Source organism: Pseudomonas sp. SbOxS1 (genome assembly GCF_013416725.1).
Classification (GTDB): Bacteria; Pseudomonadota; Gammaproteobacteria; order Pseudomonadales; family Pseudomonadaceae; genus Aquipseudomonas.
The window spans coordinates 68,780-90,734 of record NZ_JAAVXC010000003.1 but is presented as its reverse complement, the minus strand read 5'-3'; the positions used below and the strand labels follow the sequence as shown (position 1 = coordinate 90,734).

18 protein-coding genes are annotated in these 21,955 nt (G+C 61.5%); 7 read left to right on the top strand and 11 right to left on the bottom strand.

From position 1 onward, the window contains the following. The first annotated feature begins 67 nt into the window (after positions 1-67). Together sigX and HFK74_RS04625 are read left to right on the top strand one after the other, a co-directional pair. Complete coding sequence (sigX, locus tag HFK74_RS04630; protein ID WP_075949123.1) at positions 68-658, top strand: RNA polymerase sigma factor SigX; 591 nt, start codon at positions 68-70, stop codon at positions 656-658. A gap of 107 nt (positions 659-765) precedes the next feature. Beyond that, positions 766-1,797 (top strand): OmpA family protein, encoded by a 1,032-nt coding sequence (locus HFK74_RS04625; RefSeq protein ID WP_180202545.1) that lies wholly within the window; start codon positions 766-768, stop codon positions 1,795-1,797. 284 nt (positions 1,798-2,081) lie between these two features. On the opposite strand, the gene cobA is transcribed toward HFK74_RS04625, so the two are convergent. From cobA to HFK74_RS04600, 5 genes are all read right to left on the bottom strand, one after another. Then, positions 2,082-2,840 carry a uroporphyrinogen-III C-methyltransferase gene (gene cobA, locus HFK74_RS04620; RefSeq protein ID WP_008061707.1) on the bottom strand — a complete coding sequence of 253 codons (759 nt, stop codon included), beginning with the start codon at positions 2,838-2,840 and terminating at the stop codon, positions 2,082-2,084. A 51-nt stretch (positions 2,841-2,891) separates the two neighbouring features. Continuing rightward, positions 2,892-4,562, bottom strand: a complete 1,671-nt coding sequence (locus HFK74_RS04615) for a bifunctional protein-serine/threonine kinase/phosphatase (RefSeq protein ID WP_180202544.1) — start codon at positions 4,560-4,562, stop codon at positions 2,892-2,894. A gap of 7 nt (positions 4,563-4,569) precedes the next feature. After that, positions 4,570-5,781, bottom strand: a complete 1,212-nt coding sequence (locus HFK74_RS04610; protein ID WP_180202543.1) for a NarK/NasA family nitrate transporter — start codon at positions 5,779-5,781, stop codon at positions 4,570-4,572. A 275-nt stretch (positions 5,782-6,056) separates the two neighbouring features. Beyond that, the gene (locus tag HFK74_RS04605) at positions 6,057-6,632 is read right to left on the bottom strand and encodes an ANTAR domain-containing response regulator (RefSeq protein WP_008056396.1); all 576 of its coding nucleotides are present in this window, start codon (positions 6,630-6,632) and stop codon (positions 6,057-6,059) included. Positions 6,633-6,647: 15 nt separating this feature from the next. Then, positions 6,648-7,859, bottom strand: a complete 1,212-nt coding sequence (locus tag HFK74_RS04600; protein WP_180202542.1) for a CmpA/NrtA family ABC transporter substrate-binding protein — start codon at positions 7,857-7,859, stop codon at positions 6,648-6,650. 229 nt (positions 7,860-8,088) lie between these two features. On the opposite strand from HFK74_RS04600, the gene HFK74_RS04595 reads away from it, so the two are divergent. Continuing rightward, complete coding sequence (locus HFK74_RS04595; RefSeq protein ID WP_180202541.1) at positions 8,089-9,108, top strand: quinone-dependent dihydroorotate dehydrogenase; 1,020 nt, start codon at positions 8,089-8,091, stop codon at positions 9,106-9,108. Between the two features lie 267 nt (positions 9,109-9,375). Here HFK74_RS04595 and HFK74_RS04590 read toward each other — a convergent pair whose 3' ends face one another. Further along, positions 9,376-9,591 carry a ribosome modulation factor gene (locus HFK74_RS04590; protein ID WP_003223300.1) on the bottom strand — a complete coding sequence of 72 codons (216 nt, stop codon included), beginning with the start codon at positions 9,589-9,591 and terminating at the stop codon, positions 9,376-9,378. A gap of 528 nt (positions 9,592-10,119) precedes the next feature. Here HFK74_RS04590 and rlmKL point away from each other — a divergent pair. After that, the gene (gene rlmKL / locus HFK74_RS04585) at positions 10,120-12,390 is read left to right on the top strand and encodes a bifunctional 23S rRNA (guanine(2069)-N(7))-methyltransferase RlmK/23S rRNA (guanine(2445)-N(2))-methyltransferase RlmL (protein WP_180202540.1); all 2,271 of its coding nucleotides are present in this window, start codon (positions 10,120-10,122) and stop codon (positions 12,388-12,390) included. On the opposite strand, the gene HFK74_RS04580 is transcribed toward rlmKL, so the two are convergent. After that, entirely contained in the window at positions 12,297-12,593 is a 297-nt protein-coding gene (locus HFK74_RS04580; protein ID WP_180202539.1) for a hypothetical protein, read from the bottom strand. The genes rlmKL and HFK74_RS04580 overlap by 94 nt on opposite strands. 119 nt (positions 12,594-12,712) lie before the next feature. Here HFK74_RS04580 and HFK74_RS04575 point away from each other — a divergent pair, with 119 nt between their 5' ends. Beyond that, positions 12,713-15,109, top strand: a complete 2,397-nt coding sequence (locus HFK74_RS04575; protein WP_180202538.1) for a GGDEF domain-containing protein — start codon at positions 12,713-12,715, stop codon at positions 15,107-15,109. Positions 15,110-15,233: 124 nt separating this feature from the next. Here the strand turns inward: HFK74_RS04575 and dacB are convergent, their stop codons facing one another. Continuing rightward, entirely contained in the window at positions 15,234-16,694 is a 1,461-nt protein-coding gene (gene dacB / locus HFK74_RS04570) for a D-alanyl-D-alanine carboxypeptidase/D-alanyl-D-alanine-endopeptidase (protein ID WP_008056405.1), read from the bottom strand. Between the two features lie 232 nt (positions 16,695-16,926). Between dacB and HFK74_RS04565 the strand changes: the two genes are divergently transcribed. Further along, complete coding sequence (locus HFK74_RS04565; RefSeq protein WP_008056407.1) at positions 16,927-17,271, top strand: YggL family protein; 345 nt, start codon at positions 16,927-16,929, stop codon at positions 17,269-17,271. Between the two features lie 131 nt (positions 17,272-17,402). Here the strand turns inward: HFK74_RS04565 and HFK74_RS04560 are convergent, their stop codons facing one another. Beyond that, positions 17,403-18,593, bottom strand: a complete 1,191-nt coding sequence (locus tag HFK74_RS04560) for a benzoate/H(+) symporter BenE family transporter (protein ID WP_180202537.1) — start codon at positions 18,591-18,593, stop codon at positions 17,403-17,405. 223 nt (positions 18,594-18,816) lie between these two features. Between HFK74_RS04560 and HFK74_RS04555 the strand changes: the two genes are divergently transcribed. Further along, positions 18,817-19,581: a GntR family transcriptional regulator gene (locus tag HFK74_RS04555; protein WP_007971481.1), complete on the top strand. Its 765-nt coding sequence runs from the start codon at positions 18,817-18,819 to the stop codon at positions 19,579-19,581. A 173-nt stretch (positions 19,582-19,754) separates the two neighbouring features. Here HFK74_RS04555 and guaD read toward each other — a convergent pair whose 3' ends face one another. Both guaD and xdhC read right to left on the bottom strand, forming a co-directional pair. Further along, positions 19,755-21,059, bottom strand: a complete 1,305-nt coding sequence (guaD, locus tag HFK74_RS04550; protein WP_180202536.1) for a guanine deaminase — start codon at positions 21,057-21,059, stop codon at positions 19,755-19,757. Between the two features lie 8 nt (positions 21,060-21,067). Continuing rightward, on the bottom strand, positions 21,068-21,925 hold the full coding sequence (gene xdhC / locus HFK74_RS04545; RefSeq protein ID WP_180202535.1) for a xanthine dehydrogenase accessory protein XdhC: 858 nt from the start codon (positions 21,923-21,925) through the stop codon (positions 21,068-21,070). Between the last annotated feature and the right edge of the window lie 30 nt (positions 21,926-21,955).

The window sequence follows — 21,955 nt, the reverse complement described above, 5'->3', positions numbered from 1 at the left end:
GCCGCCGTAAAATGCCGCCTGATGCTGGCTGCGGCGGACATTGACCTGACTGTCGGCACGACTTGTTTTGAATAAAGCCCAATCGCTATCCATGCGCTACGACCCCCGCGAGCTCTCTGATGAGGAGTTGGTCGCGCGCTCGCATACCGAGCTGTTTCACGTAACGCGCGCCTATGAAGAACTGATGCGGCGTTACCAGCGAACATTATTTAACGTGTGTGCACGGTATCTCGGGAACGATCGCGACGCTGATGATGTCTGTCAGGAGGTCATGTTGAAGGTGCTGTACGGCCTGAAGAACTTCGAGGGCAAATCGAAGTTCAAGACATGGCTATATAGCATCACGTACAACGAGTGCATTACGCAGTATCGGAAGGAACGGCGAAAGCGTCGCTTGATGGACGCCTTGAGTCTTGACCCCCTCGAGGAAGCGTCTGAAGAAAAGGCGCCGAAACCCGAGGAGAAGGGTGGACTTGATCGCTGGTTAGTGTATGTGAACCCGATTGACCGCGAAATTCTGGTGCTACGATTTGTCGCAGAGCTGGAGTTTCAGGAGATCGCAGACATCATGCACATGGGCTTGAGCGCCACAAAAATGCGGTACAAACGCGCTCTAGATAAATTGCGTGAGAAATTTGCAGGCATTGCTGAAACTTAGTTCGGCGCAAATATCTCTTACGTGTAGGCAAGTTCTGATAGACTTGCCGCCGAGTTGTCCCCCGGTTTGCGGGACTGCTTCACAATCACCAGATGGGGATTTAACGGATGAAACTGAAAAACACCTTGGGCTTGGCCATTGGTTCTCTTATTGCCGCCACTTCAATCGGCGCTCTGGCACAGGGCCAAGGCGCAGTTGAAATCGAAGGCTTCGCAAAGAAAGAGTACTATGACAGCGACCGTAACTTCAAAAACGACGGCAATCTGTTCGGTGGTTCTGTTGGTTACTTCCTGACCGACGACGTTGAACTGCGTCTGGCTTACGACGAAGTGCACAACGTACGTTCCGACTCTGGCCAGAACATCAAAGGCGCGGACACCGCTCTGGATGCTCTGTACCACTTCAACAACCCGGGCGACATGCTGCGTCCGTACGTCTCGGCCGGTTTCTCCGACCAGAGCATCGACCAGAACGGTTCGAACGGTCGTAACCGTTCCACCTTCGCCAACGTTGGTGGCGGCGCCAAGCTGTACTTCACCGACAACTTCTACGCCCGTGCTGGCGTTGAAGCTCAGTACAACATCGACCAGGGCAACACCGAGTGGGCTCCTAGCGTCGGTATCGGTGTGAACTTCGGTGGCGGCTCCAAGCCAGCTCCTGCTCCAGTTGCAGCACCAGAAGTCTGCTCCGACAGCGACAACGATGGCGTGTGCGACAACGTTGACAAGTGCCCGGACACCCCAGCCAACGTAACTGTTGACGCTGATGGCTGCCCAGCAGTTGCTGAAGTTGTTCGTGTTGAGCTGGACGTGAAATTCGACTTCGACAAGTCGGTAGTCAAGCCTAACAGCTACGGCGACATCAAGAACCTGGCTGACTTCATGAAGCAGTACCCATCCACCAGCACCACTGTTGAAGGTCACACTGACTCCGTCGGTCCTGACGCTTACAACCAGAAACTGTCTGAGCGTCGTGCAAACGCCGTTAAGCAAGTTCTGACCAACCAGTACGGTGTTGAATCGTCCCGCGTTCAGTCTGTTGGCTACGGCGAATCCCGCCCAGTTGCTGACAACGCCACTGAAGCTGGCCGTGCTGTAAACCGTCGCGTAGAAGCGCAGGTTGAAGCTCAAGCTAAGTAATTAGCCCGCAGCTCTGAGAAAAGCCCGGCTCATGCCGGGCTTTTCTTTGCCTGCGATTTGGGTTCTGTATCTGATGCACCGCGTCATCGTTCTTCGCTCTGTAGGAGCCAGGCTTGCCGGCGAACCAGGCGCCGCGGTGTAACTGTCATACCGCGTCATCGTTCTTCGCGGGCAAGCCTCGCTCCTACAGGCGAACCAGGCGCCGCGGTATATCTGCTGCTCCGCGTCATCGTTCTTCGCCGGCAAGCCTGGCTCCTACAGGTGGACCAGACCCTGCGGTGTGCCTAGGCTGCCGTTTCTGCAGAATCCTGCAAAAGCTCCGATCCTTTGATCTGTTCACCAGCCGCAACCGCACCGATGACCAATATGGCTGGGCTTTTCAGTTCGAAGGCGTAGGCATCTTCCTCCATGGCTGTCAGATCGCTCCTGCATTCGCGTTGATGGGGCAGTGAAGCGTTTTCGATCATCGCCACCGGCGTATCCTCTGCCATCCCTCCGGCCAGCAGCTGCTCGCGGATTTCGCTGAGCTTGGCCACGCCCATGTAGATCACCAGGGTCGTACCACCCTGGGCCAGTGCCTGCCAGTTCAGGCTGCTGCCGTCCTGGGTATGGGCGGTAACCAGTGTCACGCCGCGCGCCACACCGCGCAGGGTCAGTGGAATATCGCATTGAGTGGCGCCTGCGAGCCCGGCCGTGATGCCATTGACCAGCTCGGCCTCGACCCCACGCTCGCGCAACCACTGGGCCTCTTCGCCACCGCGCCCGAAAATGCACGGGTCGCCCCCTTTGAGCCGCACCACGCATTTGCCCTGCCGGGCGTAACGCAACATCAGGCGATGGATGAACGCTTGCGGCGTGGAGCGGCAACCACCGCGTTTGCCCACCGCAATGACCCGTGCCTCGGGGCAGTGTTCGAGTATCGCACCATTGACCAGGTCATCGATCAGCACCACGTCCGCTTCTTTCAATGCGCGCACCGCCTTGAGGGTCAGCAATTCAGGATCGCCGGGACCCGCACCCACCAGCCAGACTTTTGCGTTCATAGTGTTGTTCCTCACGAAATGACGATGATCGGTTTTAAAGGCAATGCAGGCTCAGCCATGGAACACCAGGAACAGCAACGCCAGGTTCGCCACAAGTGACAGCAGGGCCAACGTCCGCCATACCTTCAGCGGTTCGCGCTCCAGCAAAGGCCTGGGGCGTACGCTTAAACTGCGACGCTCCCCCTGTTCCAGCAGCCGCAACCATTCCTCGGCAGTTTCAAAGCGTTGCGCCGGGTCTGCGGCAACTGCGCGTTCCAGGCTTTGCGCAATCCATTCCGGCAGGTCGGGGCGGTAGCGACTGGCGCTGACCGGAACGCCGAATCGCGGGCGTTGGAAGGCTTCGATTTCACCGTAGGGAAATTGCCCGGTGAGCAGGAAATACAAAGTCACCCCCACCGCATACAGGTCCTGTTGTGGCGTCGGTGCATCGCCGCGGAAGGCTTCCGGGGCGATATAGCTGGGGGTTCCGGGCAGGGTGCTGGGTTGGTCCTCAGACAGGCCAGGGCAGTAGGCGAGGCCGAAATCCAGCAGGCGCAACTCACCGTCGTCCCCTGACAGCAGGTTCTGCGGCTTGATATCGCGATGCAGGATCTGCCGTCGATGGAGCATGCCGACCGCTCGCAGCAGGCGTTCAGCCACGTCCTGCCATTGCGCCAGGGGCATGGGGCCGGTTTGTTCATGCAGTTGCGCCAGTGTCGAGCCCGAATACTCACGCATCACGTAGTACAGATGCTGACGCTGGCTGGCCGCATGCACTTCAGGAAAGTGCCGCCCGGCCACGCGCTTGAGGAACCATTCTTCGGACAGCAACGCTTGCCCGGCCTGATGATCGTCATGCAGGCGAGGGGGCAGGGTTTTCAGCAGCCAGGGTTGCTGCTGGCTGTCGCGTACCCGATAGAGCAACGACTGCTGGCTCTGGCCGAGAATTCCTTCAATCTGCCAGCCCTCGAAAACCTGGCCCGGTTTCAGTGCCGGTGGCAGCGGCCATTGCTGCAGATGGATCAATGCATCGCCGATGTTCGCCTCACCCAGGGCATCGACCCGCACCAGCAGGGCGCTGGCGTTATCCTGGCTGCCCGCCAGGTGTGCGGCGTTGACCAGGGTTTGCGCGGCGCTGTCCAGGTCCGGTTGGTCACGCAGGATCGCCGCAATGGCGGTGTCGCCCAAGACCGCCCAGACGCCGTCGCTGAGCAGCACGAAGCTTTCGTCGGTGCGCAATTCGCCATCGAGAAAGTCCAGAACCAGGTGCTGGTCCAGACCCAGTGCGCGCTTGAGTACATGCTGCATGCCCGGTTGGTCCCAGACGTGATCTTCGCTGACCCGCTGCAACTGCTCGGCGTGCCAGCGATACACCCGGCAATCGCCGACATGGGCCAGGGTAAAACGCCGGCCGCGCAGGACCAGGGCGCTGACGGTGGTCAGCAGTGGCTGGCCTGCGCCGTTGGCCTGCAACCAGCGGTTTTGCGCCAGCAGCAGGCGATCCAGCGCCTGGGCGACGCCCCAGGTTTCCGGCGTGGCGTAGTAATCCAGTGCCAGGGCCTGCAAGGTCGAGCGAGCCGCCAGGCCACCGTCGGCGCACTGGCTGACGCCATCGGCGATGGCGAACAGGTAGCCTTTGCTGGCTGCCAGCGCCGGGGCCGGCGTGACGAGGCGCAAGGCGTCCTGATTCTCATCGCGTGGGCCGATGGCGCTGGCTTGCGCGAAACTCAATTGCAGGCTCATGGCGGCGTCAGACCCGTGCAGCCGTCACGGCGGCCGAACCCCAGGTGGTTCTCCAGCGGCGTTTTACGCCATGCAGGCCGAACCAGGCGAGCACGCCCAGACTGGCGAACAACCACAATGCCATCTGGTAGCTGCCGGTGCTTTGCTTGATCGCACCCATGCCTGCCGCCAGGGCAAAGCCACCGATGCCGCCGGCCATGCCGATCAGGCCGGTCATGACGCCGATCTCGCGACGGAAACGCTGTGGCACCAACTGGAACACCGCACCGTTGCCTGCACCCAAACCGAGCATGGTGCACACGAACAGGGCCAGCGCGGCATAGGAACTGGGCAAGTTGAAACCGACGGCAGCAATGCAGATGGCTGCCACGGTGTACATCGCGAGCAGGGTGCGAATGCCGCCGAAACGATCGGCCAGGGCGCCGCCCAGTGGACGCATCAGGCTACCGCCGAACACGCAGGCTGCCGTGTAGTAACCGGCGGTCACCGGGCTCAGGCCGTACTGGTCGTTGAAGTAACCGGGCAGGGCGCTGGCCAGGCCGATGAAGCCACCGAAGGTCACGCTGTAGAAAAACATGAACCACCAGCTGTCGCGGTCGCCCAGGGCCTTGAAGTAGTCGGCCATCGACTTGGCTTTCGGCCGCTCAGGCGCGTTCTTGGCCAGCCAGGCGAAGACGATCAGCGTCAGGATCAACGGGATCAGCGCGAAACCGAACACGTTGCTCCAGCCAAAGGCCGCCGCCAGAACCGGTGCAATCAGCGCCGCGAGTACGGTGCCGGAGTTTCCGGCCCCGGCAATGCCCATGGCCTTGCCCTGGTGCTGCGGCGGATACCACTGCGATGCCAAGGGCAGGGCGACAGCGAAGGAGGCGCCGGCCATGCCCAGGAACAGCCCCAGCAGCAGGGCTTGCTCGTAGGTGTGGATGCCGAGTTTCCAGGCGCCGAACAACGCACAGATGACGATCACCTGGCCGATCAGGCCGGCGGTCTTGGGTGACAGGCGATCAGCCAGCATCCCCATTGCGAAACGAAGTACCGCGCCGGCCAGAATCGGCGTGGCCACCACCAGCCCGCGTTGTTGCGTGGTCAGGTGCAGGTCGCCAGCGATCTGTACGGCCAGCGGGCCGAGCAGGTACCACACCATGAAACTCAGGTCGAAATAGAGGAAGGCTGCGAACAGTGTCGGGGTATGGCCGGATTTCCAGAAGCTTGAATTCATCGCGCACCTCAGCTGATAGGAGTCTCGAACGGGAGCCAAAACAAAAAAAACGCCGCCACCTGATTCGCCATGGGGGCAAATGAGGTGAGCGACGTCTTTGTCGTAGGTGGGGCAACCGCCGTTGGTTACCTGTGGTGATTACTTAGCCAGATCTGTGCCAACAGTCGGGACTGAGTCGCGGCCATTCGCGAGCAGGCTCGCTCCCACAGGGGGAATGCATTTCAATTGTGGGAGCGAGCCTGCTCGCGAAGAGGCCTGCAAAGGCACCAAAAATCTCAGCCCAACAACTCACTCATGGCAATGATCTGCTCCGCTACCTGGATCAGCTTCTGCTGGCGGCTCATCGCCTGGCGACGCATCAGGGTGTAGGCCTCTTCTTCATTACAGTCCTTCATCTTCATCAGCAGCCCCTTGGCCAGCTCGATGCGCTTGCGCTCGGCCAGTTGCTGGTCACGGGCGTGCAGTTGGGCGCGCAGGGCCTGGTCGCTTTCGAAGCGCGCCATGGCCACGTCGAGAATCGGTTGCAGGCGCTGTGCGTGAATGCCTTCGACGATGTAGGCACTGACCCCGGACTTGATCGCCTGGCGCATCACATCGGGGTCGTGTTCGTCGGTAAACATCACAATCGGCCGTGGCTGGTCGCGGCTGACCAGCACCACTTGCTCCATGACATCGCGGCTCGGTGACTCGGTATCGATCAGGATCACGTCCGGGCGCACCGTTTCGACGCGTTCGGGCAAGTCGATGGTCAGTCCGGATTCGTCGATGACCTCGAAGCCGGCCTCGGTCAGGGCGGCTTTCAGGCGCCCGACTTTTTTCGCTGTGTCGTTGATCAGCAGGATACGCAGCATGTTTGCAGTCTCCTGTCAGCGGCTGGCGAGAAGTGGCGAGCTGTCGCTCATGGCGTGCAGCTTGAAGCTGCGGGCATAACCGGCCGGGTCCGCACCGTCCCAGACCTTGCCGTCGATCAACTGGCTGCTGCGCATCTCGTTGCCAGGGGCGGCGACGCCGACGGCGCTGGCGGCCTCACGGTATAAGTCTAGTTGTTGCACCTGACGGGCTACGGCGAGGTAGTCGGGGTCGTCGCGCAACAGGCCCCAGCGACGGAACTGGGTCATGAACCACATGCCATCGGACAGGTAGGGCAGGTTGACCGCCCCCTGCCCATGGAAGCGTAGCGCGTGCGGGTCTTGCCATTCGTTGCCCAGGCCGTCGGCATAGTCGCCCAGCAGTCGTGGTTCGATGCACGGCAGCGGTGCATCGAGGTACTGCGGGGCGCTGAGTAATTGCGCGGTACTGCGGCGATTCTCGACGCTGTCGTCGATGAAGCGGCTGGCTTCGAGGATCGCCATCACCAGGGCATGGGCGGTGTTGGGGTATTGCTCGACGAAGGCGCGCGTACAGCCGAGGACTTTTTCCGGATGGTCGGGCCAGATGGCCTGGGAAGTGGCCAGGGTAAAACCGAGGTCCTGCTTCACCGCGCTGTCGGCCCAGGGCTCGCCGACGCAGAAACCGTCGATACGCCCGGCTTGCAGGTGCGCCACCATTTGCGGCGGCGGCACCACGACGCTGTCGACGTCGTGCAGCGGATGAATGCCCTGGCTCGCCAGCCAGTAATACAACCACATGGCATGGGTGCCGGTGGGAAAGGTCTGGGCGAAGGTCAGTTTTGGGCGAGTTTGGTGCACGTGACGGTCCAGTGCTTCAGGACTGGTCACGCCGGCGGCCTGCAAACCGTGGGAGAGGTTGATGCTCTGGCCGTTCTGGTTCAGGCCCATGAGCACCGCCATGTCGGTGGGGGCCACGCCGCCGATGCCCAGGTGCACGGCGTAGATCAGGCCGTAGAGGCTGTGGGCGGCGTCGAGTTCGCCACTGACCAGTTTGTCCCGCAGGTTGGCCCAGGACGACTGGCGCTTGAGGTTCAAGGTAAGGCCGTAGGGCTGGGCGAAGCTTTGGGTGGCGGCGACCACTACCGAAGCGCAGTCGCTCAGGGCCATGAAGCCGAGGTTGATTTCGGTCTTTTCCGGGGCATCGCTGCCATTAATCCAGGCCAGGGGGTTGGTTGAGGGTTCGTTCATCGATTTCGCACCTTCCAAAAAAAACGTCGTCCCGGGCCCCGTATGAGCAGGGCCGGCTGACGACGCCATTGTCCTGGCACGCATTCCGCCGTTGGCCTGCGTGCTGATGCCTGTGCCGGTGCAAGGCATATGCCATCGCCCGCTGTTTTTGTCGCGCGCCTCGCTTGCGACCCCGATGCGCGGGTATAATCGCCGCCTCATTTCGCCGCCAATCGAGTCAAGCCCGCCCATGTACACCCTGGCCCGTCAGCTGTTGTTCAAACTTTCCCCGGAAACCTCCCACGATCTGTCCCTGGACCTGATCGGCGCGGGTGGGCGTCTGGGGCTCAACGGCTTGCTGTGCAAGGCCCCGGCAAAACTGCCGGTGAATGTCATGGGCCTGGACTTCCCGAACCCGGTGGGCCTGGCCGCCGGCCTGGACAAGAATGGCGCGGCCATCGACGGCTTTGCGCAGCTGGGTTTTGGTTTTGTCGAAATCGGCACCATTACCCCGCGTGCGCAACCGGGCAATCCGAAACCCCGCTTGTTCCGCTTGCCGGAGGCCGAGGCGATCATCAACCGCATGGGCTTCAACAACCTCGGTGTCGATCACCTGCTGGCCCGCGTGGCGGCCGCCAAGTACAAGGGCGTGCTGGGCATCAATATCGGCAAGAACTTCGACACCCCGGTCGAGCGTGCGGTCGACGACTACCTGATCTGCCTGGACAAGGTCTACGCCCACGCCAGCTATGTGACGGTCAACGTCAGCTCGCCCAATACCCCTGGCCTGCGCAGCCTGCAATTCGGTGACTCGCTCAAGCAGCTGCTGGCGGACCTCGCCACGCGTCGCGCGGAACTGGCGCTGCGTCACGGCAGGCACGTGCCGCTGGCGATCAAGATCGCACCGGACATGACCGACGAAGAAACTGCGCAGGTCGCACAGGCGTTGATCGAAACCGGGATGGACGCGGTCATCGCCACCAACACCACCCTGAGTCGCGTGGGCGTCGAAGGCATGGAATACGGTGACGAGGCGGGCGGACTGTCCGGCGCTCCGGTACGTGACAAGAGCACGCACACCGTGAAGGTGCTGGCTGCGGAACTGGGCGGCCGCTTGCCGATCATCGCAGCTGGCGGCATCACCGAAGGCCGGCACGCAGCGGAGAAAATCAGCGCGGGCGCGAGCCTGGTGCAGATCTACTCGGGCTTCATCTATAAAGGCCCGGCGCTGATTCGCGAGTCGGTAGACGCCATCGCCGCCCTGCGCTAACGCTGCGGCATGGGGCTCTTGTGGCGAGGGGATTTATCCCCGCTGGGTCGCGAAGCGGCCCCCTGCTTTCTTTAGTCAATCCTCGCAAGCAGGTTTTGCGACGGCTTCGCCGCCGAACGGGGATAAATCCCCTCGCCGCAAGTGTTTTCAGGGCATAAAAAAGGGCCCCTTCAAAGGAGCCCTTGGGCCGCAGCCCGCCGTCCGGATGGGACGTGCGTGGTTAATTCGCTACATGATCAGATTGTGTGTCGGAGTGTGTGCCCTGTGTTAGCCGACGGCGTGAAGTTCGTTGAGTCTGTGGATTCCCGCAGTGCCGGTCATACCGTCCCAGTTGTCGCCGCGTCCTTCTCGCCAGCCGTTAATCCAGGCTTGGCGTACCGACGGTAGAGTAAATGGGCAAAGCTCACGGGATTTGCCACCAACGCCATATTGATATCCGCGCAAAAATGCTCTTTCCAACGGATCACGCTTAAGTCTTCTCATAGGGTGTTGCCCTCACTTGTTGACTGTAGGTATCGCGTCGACCTCAATCGAGGTCTGGCAGAAAAACTCTGCCGTTGGGGGCTCGTTGCCGGCGTGACGAGCCAAGGTGTTGGCGTCATTGCGGCGCCAACCTGTATTGAGTTCTAACCAATGCGTCACATCGAGGGAATGATCGTTTTGTCATAAGGACGTAACTATTAATGTGCTATGGCACTAAGTAACATGATGTTTGTGGCGTATTTATTGATCAAACCCCGGTATGATCGGCCCTGCGTTGGATGACCAGGTTAATCCCTTGCTGAGAATGCCTCCCGTTGCCGGGACGGACTATTCGACGAAGGGTCGACTTATGTCATTTTGTTGCATTAACTTTTTTATCTGTCCTTGCATCTAAGCTCTTTTAACCCGGGCAGCAAGGGTGGAACGGCACACCTTCGTGCCACGCGGGCGCTCTTCGAGAAAAGCGCCTGATTGAAAACCGGGCCGGCAATGCGTTGCCGGTCCACTCAGCAAAGGCTCCGAATCCTCATGTCCGATCGTTTCGAACTCTTCCTCACTTGCCCTAAAGGCCTTGAAGGCCTGCTCATCGAGGAAGCCGTCGGGCTTGGCCTTGAGGAAGCGCGTGAGCACACTTCTGCCGTGCGTGGCATGGCCACCATGGAAACCGCTTATCGCCTGTGCCTGTGGTCGCGCCTGGCCAACCGGGTGTTGCTGGTGCTCAAGCGTTTCCCGATGAAAGACGCCGAGGACCTCTACCACGGTGTGCTGGACATTGAGTGGCAAGACCACATGCTCAATGACGGCACCCTGGCCGTCGAATTCAGCGGCCACGGCTCGGGCATCGACAACACCCACTTCGGCGCCTTGAAGGTCAAGGACGCCATCGTCGACAAACTGCGCACCCCGCAGGGCGACCGTCCGTCCATCGACAAGCTCAACCCGGACCTGCGCATCCACCTGCGCCTGGATCGCGGCGAAGCGATTCTCTCCCTCGACCTGTCCGGCCACAGCCTGCACCAACGCGGCTATCGCCTGCAGCAAGGTGCGGCACCGCTGAAGGAAAACCTGGCGGCGGCGATCTTGATCCGTTCCGGCTGGCCACGTATCGCGGCTGAAGGCGGCGCCCTGGCGGACCCGATGTGCGGCGTCGGCACCTTCCTGGTCGAAGCGGCGATGATCGCTGCCGACATCGCGCCCAACCTGCGCCGCGAGCAATGGGGTTTCACCGCCTGGCTCGGTCACGTACCGGCGCTGTGGAAAAAACTGCATGAAGAAGCTTCCGAACGTGCGGCTGCCGGCCTGGCCAAGCCACCGTTGTGGATTCGCGGTTACGAAGCCGATCCGCGCCTGATTCAACCGGGCCGCAACAACGTCGAACGTGCCGGCCTTAGCGAGTGGATCAAGATCTACCAGGGCGAAGTCGCGACCTTCGAGCCGCGTCCGGACCAGAACCAAAAAGGCCTGGTGATCTGCAACCCACCGTACGGCGAGCGTCTGGGCGACGAGGCGAGCCTGCTCTACCTCTACCAGAACCTTGGCGAACGCCTGCGCCAGGCTTGCCTCAACTGGGAAGCCGCGGTGTTCACCGGCGCCCCGGATCTGGGCAAGCGCATGGGCATCCGCAGCCACAAGCAATATTCGTTCTGGAACGGCGCCTTGCCGTGCAAACTGTTGCTGATCAAGGTGTTGCCGGATCAATTCGTCACCGGCGAGCGTCGTACCCCGGAGCAGCGTCAGGCCGAGCGTGAAGAGGCGGCCTACGAACAGGCGCCGAACGAGCCGCAAGAGCGCCAGTACAACAAGAACGGCAACCCGATCAAGCCGACGCCAGCACCGGCGCCGGTGATCGAGCAGCCGCGCCTGAGCGAAGGCGGGCAGATGTTTGCCAACCGCCTGCAGAAAAACCTCAAGGCGCTGGGCAAGTGGGTCAAGCGTGAAGGCATCGATTGCTATCGCGTCTACGATGCCGACATGCCGGAATACTCCATGGCCATCGACCTGTACCAGGATTGGGTCCACGTCCAGGAGTACGCCGCACCGAAATCCATCGATCCGCAGAAAGCCTCGGCGCGCATGTTCGATGCCCTGGCGGCGATCCCGCAGGCCCTGAACATCGACAAGAACCGGGTGGTGGTCAAACGCCGCGAGCGTCAGAGCGGTACCAAGCAGTACGAGCGCCAGGCGGCCCAGGGCAAGTTCGTCGAGGTCAACGAAGGTGGCGTGAAGCTGCTGGTCAACCTCACCGATTACCTCGACACCGGGTTGTTCCTTGACCACCGGCCAATGCGCATGCGTATCCAGAAAGAGGCCGCCGGCAAGCGCTTCCTCAATCTGTATTGCTACACCGCCACCGCCAGTGTCCACGCGGCCAAGGGCGGCGCGCGCAGCACCACCAGCGTCGACCTGTCGAAAACCTACCTGGACTGGGCGCGTCGCAACCTGTCCCTGAACGGTTTCTCCGACAAGAACCGCCTCGAGCAGAGCGATGTGATGGTCTGGCTGGACGCCTGCCGTGAAGAGTACGACCTGATCTTCATCGACCCGCCGACGTTCTCCAACTCCAAGCGCATGGAAGGCGTTTTCGACGTGCAACGTGACCAGGTGCAACTGATCGACCTGGCCATGGCGCGCCTGGCACCGGGTGGGGTGTTGTACTTCTCCAACAACTTCCGCAAGTTCGAGCTCGAGCCCAACCTCAGCGAGCGCTACGCGATCGAAGAGATCACCGCCCAGACCATCGATGCGGATTTTTCCCGTAACGCCAAGATCCATCGCGCGTGGAAAATCACCGCCCGCTGATAGACGAACCGGACGCTGCGGTGCATCTGCCGCACCGCGTCATCGTTCTTCGCTTTGTAGGAGCCAGGCTTGCCGGCGAACCAGGCGCTGCGGTGTCCCTGCCGCACCGCGTCATCGTTCTTCGCTTTGTAGGAGCCAGGCTTGCCGGCGAACCAGGCGCTGCGGTGTTCCTGCCGCACCGCGTCATCGTTTTTCGCGGGCAAGCCTCGCTCCTACGGGCGAAACATGCGCCGCGACAATGCTGGTCAAATTAGTGGCTAATAGCTATAACTCAACCCACGGCCAATGGGCTTTCCCGCACATGGCGTTTTGAGTTGCGTCTATGTCGTTGCACGCCGTGCGCCCCAAGATCCTGGGTTTTATCAGCGAAGATGTCCCGGCCGGGCTGGTCGCGCTCATGGTCTTGCTCGTCGGCGGGATTCTCACGGCATTGCTCGCCTGGTCGACGCTGGACCTGTTTCAACATCAATTGCGGCAACGCTTCCAGTTGCTGGCCAGTGAACGCTACAGCCGAATCGAAGAACGTTTCCAGGATCAGGAGCAGCGCCTCGATGGCCTGCGCCGGTTCTTTGCCAACTCCGATACGGTCTCGCGCGCAGAATTCAACGGCTACACCCAACCCCTGTTGCACCGGACCCAGGCCTATTCGTTCGCCGAACGGGTCAGCCGGGAGCAGCGGCCAGCCTTCGAGCGCCGGGCGCGCGAGGAGGGCCTGAGCGAATTCACCCTGCGCGAGCTCAATGCCGCCGGCCAACTGCAATCAGCCGGCGATCGGGACGAGTACGTGGCGGTGCTCTATAGCCAGACCCAAAGCAAGCTCGGTGCGCCCCTGGGCTATGACTTGCTGGCCCAGCCCTTGCGGCGCGCCACACTGCAACGGGCCGACCAGCACCAGGGCATGGCCGTGTCACAGCCGATGCACCTGGTCAATATCGAGCCGGCTTATGCGCGCGGCGTACTGTTGGTGGCGCCGGTCATGTTGCGCGGCAGCGGCGGCGTAACCGGCAAGCCGTTCGGGTATGTCATGGCGGTGATCAGCATGCGCCAGTTGCTGGCGGACGGGTTGCCGGAGGCGGGCCGTGATTATCTCTCGGTGCGCATCCTCGACTTGTCCACCGATGAGCAGCACGAGGTGCTGTTCGAATCGCCCAATGCGCCAGCGTCCAGTGATTTGTCCGCGACGCGGTTGTTGCGTCTTGCCGACCATGATTACCAGGTCGATATCCGGCCCAGCGAGGCTTTCCTCAAGGCCAACCATTCTTCAGTGACCACGCTGGTGGTGCTCGGTGGCCTGCTCAGTGTGTTGCTCAGCGCCTTGCTCTATGTACTGGCCAGTCAGCGGCAGCGGGCGCTGAAAATGGTCGAGCAACGGACCGGGGAACTGCGCGCCCGCGAACAGGAGCTGCGTGGCACCCATGGCCAGTTGCGCGGGGTGCTGGATGCCGCGACCCAAGTGGCGATCATTGCCACGGACCTGCGCGGAGTGATCAGCACCTTCAATGCTGGCGCCGAGCAGATGCTCGGTTACACCGTCGCCGAAGTGGTCGGGCACATGACCCTGGAAAACCTGCACTTGCCCCGGGAACTCGCGGCACGCTCGGCAGAATTGACGGCGCGTTACGGCAAGCCGGTCCCGGCCTGTCATGCGATGCTGGTCGAGGGCGGCGTGGAAGGCGGCCATGAGGCGCGCGAATGGACGCTGGTGCGCGGCGATGGCAGCCACCTGATCGTCAACATGCTGGCGACCCCGATGCTCGACGAGCAGGGGCTGTGGGTCGGGCACCTGGCGATCTGTATCGACATCACCGAACGCAAGCGCGTGCATGAGGCCCTGGCCGCACGGGACCTGTTGCTGAAGAAACTCAGTGCCCATGTGCCCGGCGGCATCTACCAGTTCAAGATGGAGTTCGACGGGCGTTTCAGCGTGATCTACGCCAGCGACGGCATTCGCGAGATCTATGAGCTGGAACCGGACGTGCTGCTGCTCAACGCCGAAGCGATTTTCACGCGGATTCATCCCCAGGACACCACCCGCGTGCGCGCCTCGATCCGCGCCTCGGCCAACGCCCTCAGCCACTGGCGCGAGGAATACCGCGTGCAATTGCCTCAACGCGGCCTGCGCTGGGTCCGCGGCGAGGCGACCCCGGAAGAACTGCCGGGCGGCGGCGTACTCTGGCATGGCTATATCTCCGACATCACCGACACCAAGCGGGTGGAAGAAGAACTGCGGGCGCAGTCAGTCACCGACGCCCTGACCGGCATCCACAACCGCCGCTACTTCCAGGAACGCTTGACCACCGAAATGGCCCGGGTGGAGCGCGGCGGTGGCGAACTGTCGGTGATCATGCTCGACATCGACCACTTCAAGCGCATCAATGACCAGTACGGCCATGCCGTGGGCGATAGGGTGTTGCAGGCCGTGTGCGAGCGCATTGGCCATCGGCTGCGGCGCACGGATGTGTTCTGCCGCCTGGGCGGCGAGGAGTTCATGGTCCTTTGCCCGGACATCGGCGGCGAGCAGGCCCATCTGCTGGCACTGGAGTTGTGGCAAAGCCTGCGCAGCGCGCCGATTGATGAAGTAGGCGTCGTCACGGCGAGTTTCGGTATTGCCAGCTGGCGGGTTGGCGAGGGCGCGGATGCGCTGTTGCTACGGGCGGACTCGGGGGTTTATGTGGCGAAGCAGGAGGGCAGGGATCGGGTGCAGGGGGAGATGAACTAGCTTGGCTGGACGCAAAACCTGTAGGAGTGAGCCTGCTCGCGATAGCGGTCTTTCAGTCACATCATTGTTGGATGTGCCGCCATCATCGCGAGCAGGCTCGCTCCCACAGTTGATTGAGGTGTGCTTACAACACCGAAGCCGTCTGCGCCAGTTTCGGCTGGCGATACAGGTCCAGCAGCACCTGGTCGAGTACCGACGACGCGCCAAACGGTGCCTTGTCGTTGAGGATCGCCACCACCGCCCAGGTGTTGCCGTTGACGTCGCGGCTGAAGCCGGCGATCGCCCGCACGGTGTTCAAGGTGCCGGTCTTGACGTGGGCTTCACCACGCATCGCGGTGGTCTTCAGGCGTTTACGCATGGTGCCGTCGGTACCGGCAATCGGCATCGAGCTGATGTACTCGGCGGCGTAAGGGCTGCGCCAGGCGGCCTGCAGCATCGACGCCATTTCCCGGGCACTGACGCGTTCGGAGCGGGACAGGCCGGAGCCGTTCTCCATCACCAGGTGCGGCGCGGTGATGCCTTTCTTCGCCAGCCACTGACGGACCACGCGCTGGGCGGCCTTGGCGTCGTCGGCGTCGGCATCGGTGCGGAATTTCTGGCCCAGGCTCAGGAACAGCTGCTGGGCCATGGTGTTGTTACTGTATTTGTTGATGTCGCGGATGATTTCCGCCAGGTCCGGCGAGAATGCCCGCGCCAGTACCTTGGCATCCTTCGGCGTTGGCGCCAGCACATCCCGGCCCTGGATGCTGCCACCCAGTTCTTTCCAGATCGCGCGCACGGCGCCGGCGGTGTAGGTGGCGTGGTCGAGCAACGACAGGTAAGTCTGCGAGCTGCAGCCTTCACCCAACTGGCCGCCGACCGTCACGGTCACGCTGCCATCGGCCTGGGGCACCGGGTTGTAGCGCACGCCACCGGTGCATTGCTTGGAGTTGATCGCCTTGACCTGGTTTTCGATGCGGATACTGGCAATAGGCGGTTCCACGGAGACCAGCACACGCCCGCCGTCATTACGCGCGACGAAACGCAGGGCCTTGAGGTTGACCAGCAACGCATCGGGCTTGACCAGGAAGGGCTTGTTCTCGTCGTTGCCGTCGTCGTTGAACTCGGGCAGTTGCGGTTGCACGAAGAAGTTCTTGTCCAGGACCAGGTCGCCGGTCACCTGGGTCACACCGTTGGCACGCAGGTCGCGCATCAGCAGCCAGAGTTTTTCCATGTTCAGCTTCGGATCGCCGCCACCCTTGAGGTAGAGATTGCCGTTGAGGATGCCGCCGCTGAGGGTGCCATCGGTATAGAACTCGGTTTTCCACTGGTGATTGGGGCCGAGCATTTCCAGGGCAGCGTAGGTGGTGACCAGCTTCATGGTCGAGGCCGGGTTGACCGAGACGTCGGCGTTGAAAATGGTCGGGGTGCCGGGGCCGTTCAGCGGAATCATCACCAGCGACAGGGCGTTGTCCTGCAACTTGCTGGCCTTGAGGGCTTTTTCGACATTGGGCGACAGGCTGGTATTGATCGGGTCAGCGGAAACCGGGAGGGCCAGGGGCAAAAGCAGGCCGGCCAGGAGCAATGGACGCAACGATTTGATCATGTAGATAAAACCCTACAGCCGAGGGGGAAAAAAGACGAGGGCATGAAGATAATTTCCCTCAGTGGTCATGAAAGTGTCGGCATTATGCCCCAAGGTGCTACGGCGTGTGCCGTACAGGGCCTTCCAATCGGCTATTTTTTACCGACGGTAGGCGTGGCGGCCCAGAGAGTCGGGCAATTGGCGGCTTAAACTGCTAAAGTGCGGCCCGTTATTACTTAAGAGGATTGTTCCAATGGCGACTAACCGTTCCCAGCGTCTGCGCAAAAAACTGTGCGTCGATGAATTTCAAGAGCTGGGTTTCGAACTGAACCTGGATTTCAAGGAAGATCTGTCCGAAGAAGCCATTGATGCCTTCCTCGAGGCGTTCCTCAAAGAAGCCATGGAAGCCAACGGTCTGGGCTATGTCGGCGGTGATGACTACGGTCTGGTTTGCCTGATCAAGCGTGGCTCGGTCAGCGCTGAACAACGCGCTGCCGTTGAAGCCTGGCTCAAAGGCCGCACCGAGCTGACCAGCGTTGAAGTCAGCCCGCTGCTGGACGTCTGGTACCCGGAAAAGCCGATCAATCCGGTAGCTTGATGTTCTAAAAAACGGCGACCCGAGGGTCGCCGTTTTTTTATGCCTGCTTTTTTGTAGGAGCAAAGCTTGCTCGCGATGGCGTCGTTGAAACCGCTATCGCGAGCAAGCCTTGCTCCTACAGAGGATGTTCCTCAGGCTTTGTGCCAGTTGAGGATCACCAGCGTCACAACCCCCGCCACAATCCCCCAGAACGCCGAACCGATGGAAAACAGCGTCAGCCCCGATGCCGTGACCATGAAGGTGATCAGCGCCGCCTCACGCTCCTTCGCTTCGCTCATGGCGATGCTCAAGCCATTGATGATCGAACCGAACAGCGCCAGTGCGGCAATCGATAGCACCAGCTCCTTGGGCAGTGCGGCAAACAACGCTGCCAGCGTCGCGCCGAACACACCGGCGATGCCATAGAAAATCCCGCACCAGACCGCCGCCGTGTAGCGTTTGTTGCGATCCTCGTGGGCATGTGGCCCGGTGCAGATCGCCGCGCTGATGGCGGCCAGGTTGATCCCGTGGGAGCCGAATGGCGCCAGCAACAATGAAGCGATCCCGGTGGTGGTGATCAGCGGCGAGGCCGGCACGTTGTAGCCGTCGGCACGCAGCACGGCAATGCCCGGCATGTTTTGCGAAGTCATCGCCACCACGAACAACGGGATGCCGATACTGATGGTCGCGGCCAGGGAGAAATGCGGTGTGGTCCATACAGGCGTGGCCACTTCCAGGTGGAACGCGCTGAAGTCCAGCAGCCCCATGACCCCGGACAAGGCCGTGCCGATCAGCAATGCGCCCAGCACGGCATACCGCGGCGACAGGCGCTTGACCACCAGGTAGGTCAGGAACATGCCCAGCACCAGCGCGGTACGGTGCTGGGCCGCGACGAAAATCTCGCTGCCGATCTTGAACAAAATCCCCGCCAGCAACGCTGCGGCCAGGGACGCGGGAATCTTTTTCACCAGGCGTTCGAAACTGCCGGTCAGGCCGCAAATGGTCACCAGCACCGCGCAGGTGATATAGGCACCGATGGCTTCGCCGTAGGTCACGCCACCGAGGCTTGTGATCAGCAAGGCCGCGCCCGGGGTGGACCAGGCAATGGTGATGGGGGTGCGATAGCGCAACGACAGGCCGATCGAGCACACCGCCATGCCGATGGAAATCGCCCAGATCCACGACGAAATCTGCCCGCTGGTCAGCCCGGCCGCTTGCCCGGCCTGGAACATCAGCACCAGGGAACTGGTGTAGCCGGTCATCATGGCGATGAACCCGGCGACGATGGCCGACGGCGAAGTGTCGGCCAGGGGGCGCAGTTGCGTGTGCGTGGCGTCTGTCATGACAGCGGTGTTCCTTGTTCAGGCGGCGGATTCTGCGTTAAAGCCTAAACTCAAACGTAATGGATCGTTGCGATACAGCGGAAGTGACAAACAGCCGTACAGTCGTGTTGGCACTAACCATTGTGTACAATCGCAGTGTTTTTTACGCGATACTTGCCAGCGACCCACTGTGCCGTATTACAGTCACCGTCAATTCGCCGCAGTTCTCCCGACTCGAGTGCCCATGAACGAACAGTTGCAACCCCTAAAGAAACAGCCGCGAGCAGGCAAAGCCGGCCGCAGCGGAACCCAGGACGATATTGTCTACGCGCATATCTTCGAGGCCATCCTCGAACAGCGCCTGGCGCCCGGCACCAAGTTGAGCGAAGAAGCGCTGGGGGAAATTTTCGGGGTCAGCCGCACCATCATCCGCCGCGCGCTGTCGCGCCTGGCCCATGAAGGCGTGGTATTGCTGCGTCCGAATCGCGGCGCCGTCGTTGCCAGCCCGAGCGTCGAAGAGGCGCGCCAGGTGTTCATGGCCCGGCGTCTGGTGGAACGAGCGATCACTGAATTGGCGGTGCAGCACGCCACCGCCGAGCAGATTGCCGAATTGCGGCAGATGGTCAACGACGAGCGCGACAGCTTCTCCCGTGGCGACCGGGGTGCCGGTATCCGCCTGTCGGGCGAATTTCACCTGAAACTGGCCGAAGCGGCGAAAAACGCCCCGCTGATCAGCTTCCAGCGCAGCCTGGTGTCCCAGACGTCACTGATCATCGCCCAGTACGAAAGCGGTAACCGTTCCCACTGCTCCTACGACGAGCACACCCAGTTGATCGACGCCATTGAAAAGCGCGACGCCGAGCTGGCGGTGAACCTGATGATGCACCACATGGATCACATCGACAGCAAGCTCAATCTCGACGAAGAAAGTGCGTCGGATGATTTGCACGCGGTGTTCTCGCATTTGCTGCAGACCAAGAAGCCAGGGCGTTCGCCAGCGAAAATCTGATATAGCCAATGAAAAAATCCCCCGGACCGAAAGGTCGCGGGGGATTTTTTTGAGTCATGATCGTTCCCACGCTCTGCGTGGGAATGCAGCCCGTGACGCTCCGCGTCACTGGACGCGGAGCGTCCCTAGAGGCATTCCCACGCGGAGCATGGGAACGATCAGTGTCGGGCCGGTTAGCGCTGATGCACCAGATTCCCCGCCGCATAGGTTTGCTGAACGGTCCGGTCATCCCCCAGCGTCATCAACACAAACAACGTCTCGGCAATGTTATTGGCCTGCTGCAGGCGATAGCCCAGCAACGGCGTGGCGTTGTAGTCGAGTACCAGGAAGTCGGCGTCGGTGCCCGGCTGCAGGTTGCCGATCTTGTCTTCCAGGCGCAGCGCACGGGCGCCGCCGAGGGTGGCCAGGTACAGCGACTTGAACGGGCTCAGGCGCGCGCCTTGCAGCTGCATGACCTTGTAGGCTTCGTTCAGTGTTTGCAGCAGCGAGAAACTGGTGCCGCCGCCCACATCGGTGCCGATGCCGACATTGAGTTTGTGCTTCTCGGCCATCGGCAGGTTGAACAGGCCGCTGCCGAGGAAGAAGTTCGACGTCGGGCAGAACGAGATGGCCGAACCGGTTTCGGCCAGTCGCGCGCATTCGTCATCGCACAGGTGCACACCGTGGGCGAACACCGAGCGCTCGCCGAGCAACTGGTAGTGATCGTAGACGTCCAGGTAGCCCTTGCGCTCCGGGAACAGTTCCTTGACCCACTCGATTTCCTTGAGGTTTTCGCTGATGTGGGTCTGCATGTACAGATCCGGGTATTCGGTCAGCAACTGGCCGGCCAGGGTCAGCTGTTCCGGTGTGCTGGTCGGTGCAAAACGGGGGGTGACGGCATAGTGCAGGCGACCTTTGCCGTGCCAGCGCTCGATCAGCGCCTTGCTTTCGAGGTAGCTGGATTCGGCGGTGTCGGTCAGGTAGTCCGGGGCGTTGCGGTCCATCATCACCTTGCCGGCGATCATGCGCAGGTCCAGTTGCTCGGCGGCCTCGAAGAACGAGTTCACCGATTGCGGGTGCACGCTGCCGAACACCAGCGCGGTGGTGGTGCCGTTGCGCAGCAGTTCCTTGATGAAGATGTCCGCCACCTGGTCAGCGTGGCCCTTGTCGGCGAACTGGCTTTCACAGGGGAAGGTGTAGGTGTTGAGCCAGTCCAGCAGTTGCTCGCCGTAGGCGCCGACCATGCCGGTTTGCGGCAGGTGGATGTGGGTGTCGATGAAGCCGGGGGTGATCAGCGCATCCTGGTAATGGGTGATCTCGATATCGGCCGGCAGGGTCGGCAGCAATTCACTGGCGTGACCAAGGGCGCTGATTTTGCCGTTTTCGACCACCAGCAGGCCGTCTTCGAAGTACTCATAGGAGGCTTCGATACCCACTTCGGCAGGGTCGGCAATGCTGTGCAGGATGGCGGCGCGGTAAGCTTTGCGAGTCAGAGGCATGTCAGTTCTCAATTTGAGGCTTTCAGGTTTGCGGCCTGACTGCGGCGTGAAGCGGGCAGCAGTTTGGCAATCGGTTCGGCGCGGGACGTTTGCTGGCCGAAATTGGCGTTATAGGTGGCGATGATCTCGCCGGCGATGGAGATGGCGATTTCCACAGGCAATTTGCCTTTGACTTCGCCGATGCCCATCGGGCAGCGCATGCGTTGCACGACGCCGCTGTCGAAGCCACGGTCGCGCAGGCGGTGTTCGAACTTCACGCGCTTGGTCTTCGAACCGATCAGGCCGAAATAAGCGAAGTCGTTGCGCTTGAGGATCGCCGCGGTGAGCTCGAGGTCGAGCTGATGGTTGTGGGTCATGACGATGCAGTAGCTGCCGGCGGGCAGGTCGTCGATTTCATCCACCGGTTCTTCGCTGACGATCTTGCGCACGCCATGGGGGATCTGTTCGGGGAACTCGTCTTCCCGTGAGTCGATCCAGCGCACCCGGCAGGGCAGGCTGGCCAGCAGCGGCACCAGCGCGCGGCCGACGTGGCCGGCGCCGAACACGGCGATCTGCGCCTGGACCTGGCCCATCGGTTCGAACAGCAGCACAGTCGCGCCACCGCAACACTGGCCCAGGCTGGCGCCGAGACTGAAGCGCTCCAGATGGGTGTCCTGCTTGCCGCTGGCGAGCATCTCGCGGGCGATCTGCATGGCTTTGTATTCCAGATGCCCGCCACCGATGGTGTCGAAGGTCTGGTGGGCACTGATCACCATCTTCGACCCAGCGTTGCGCGGCGTCGAGCCGAGCTCTTCGATGATGGTCACCAGCACGCAGGGTTCACCCTGGTTTTGCAGGTCGGCGAGGGCGTCGATCCAGTTGTACATGTCTCACCTCAACATCTCTGTTGTCTGTTC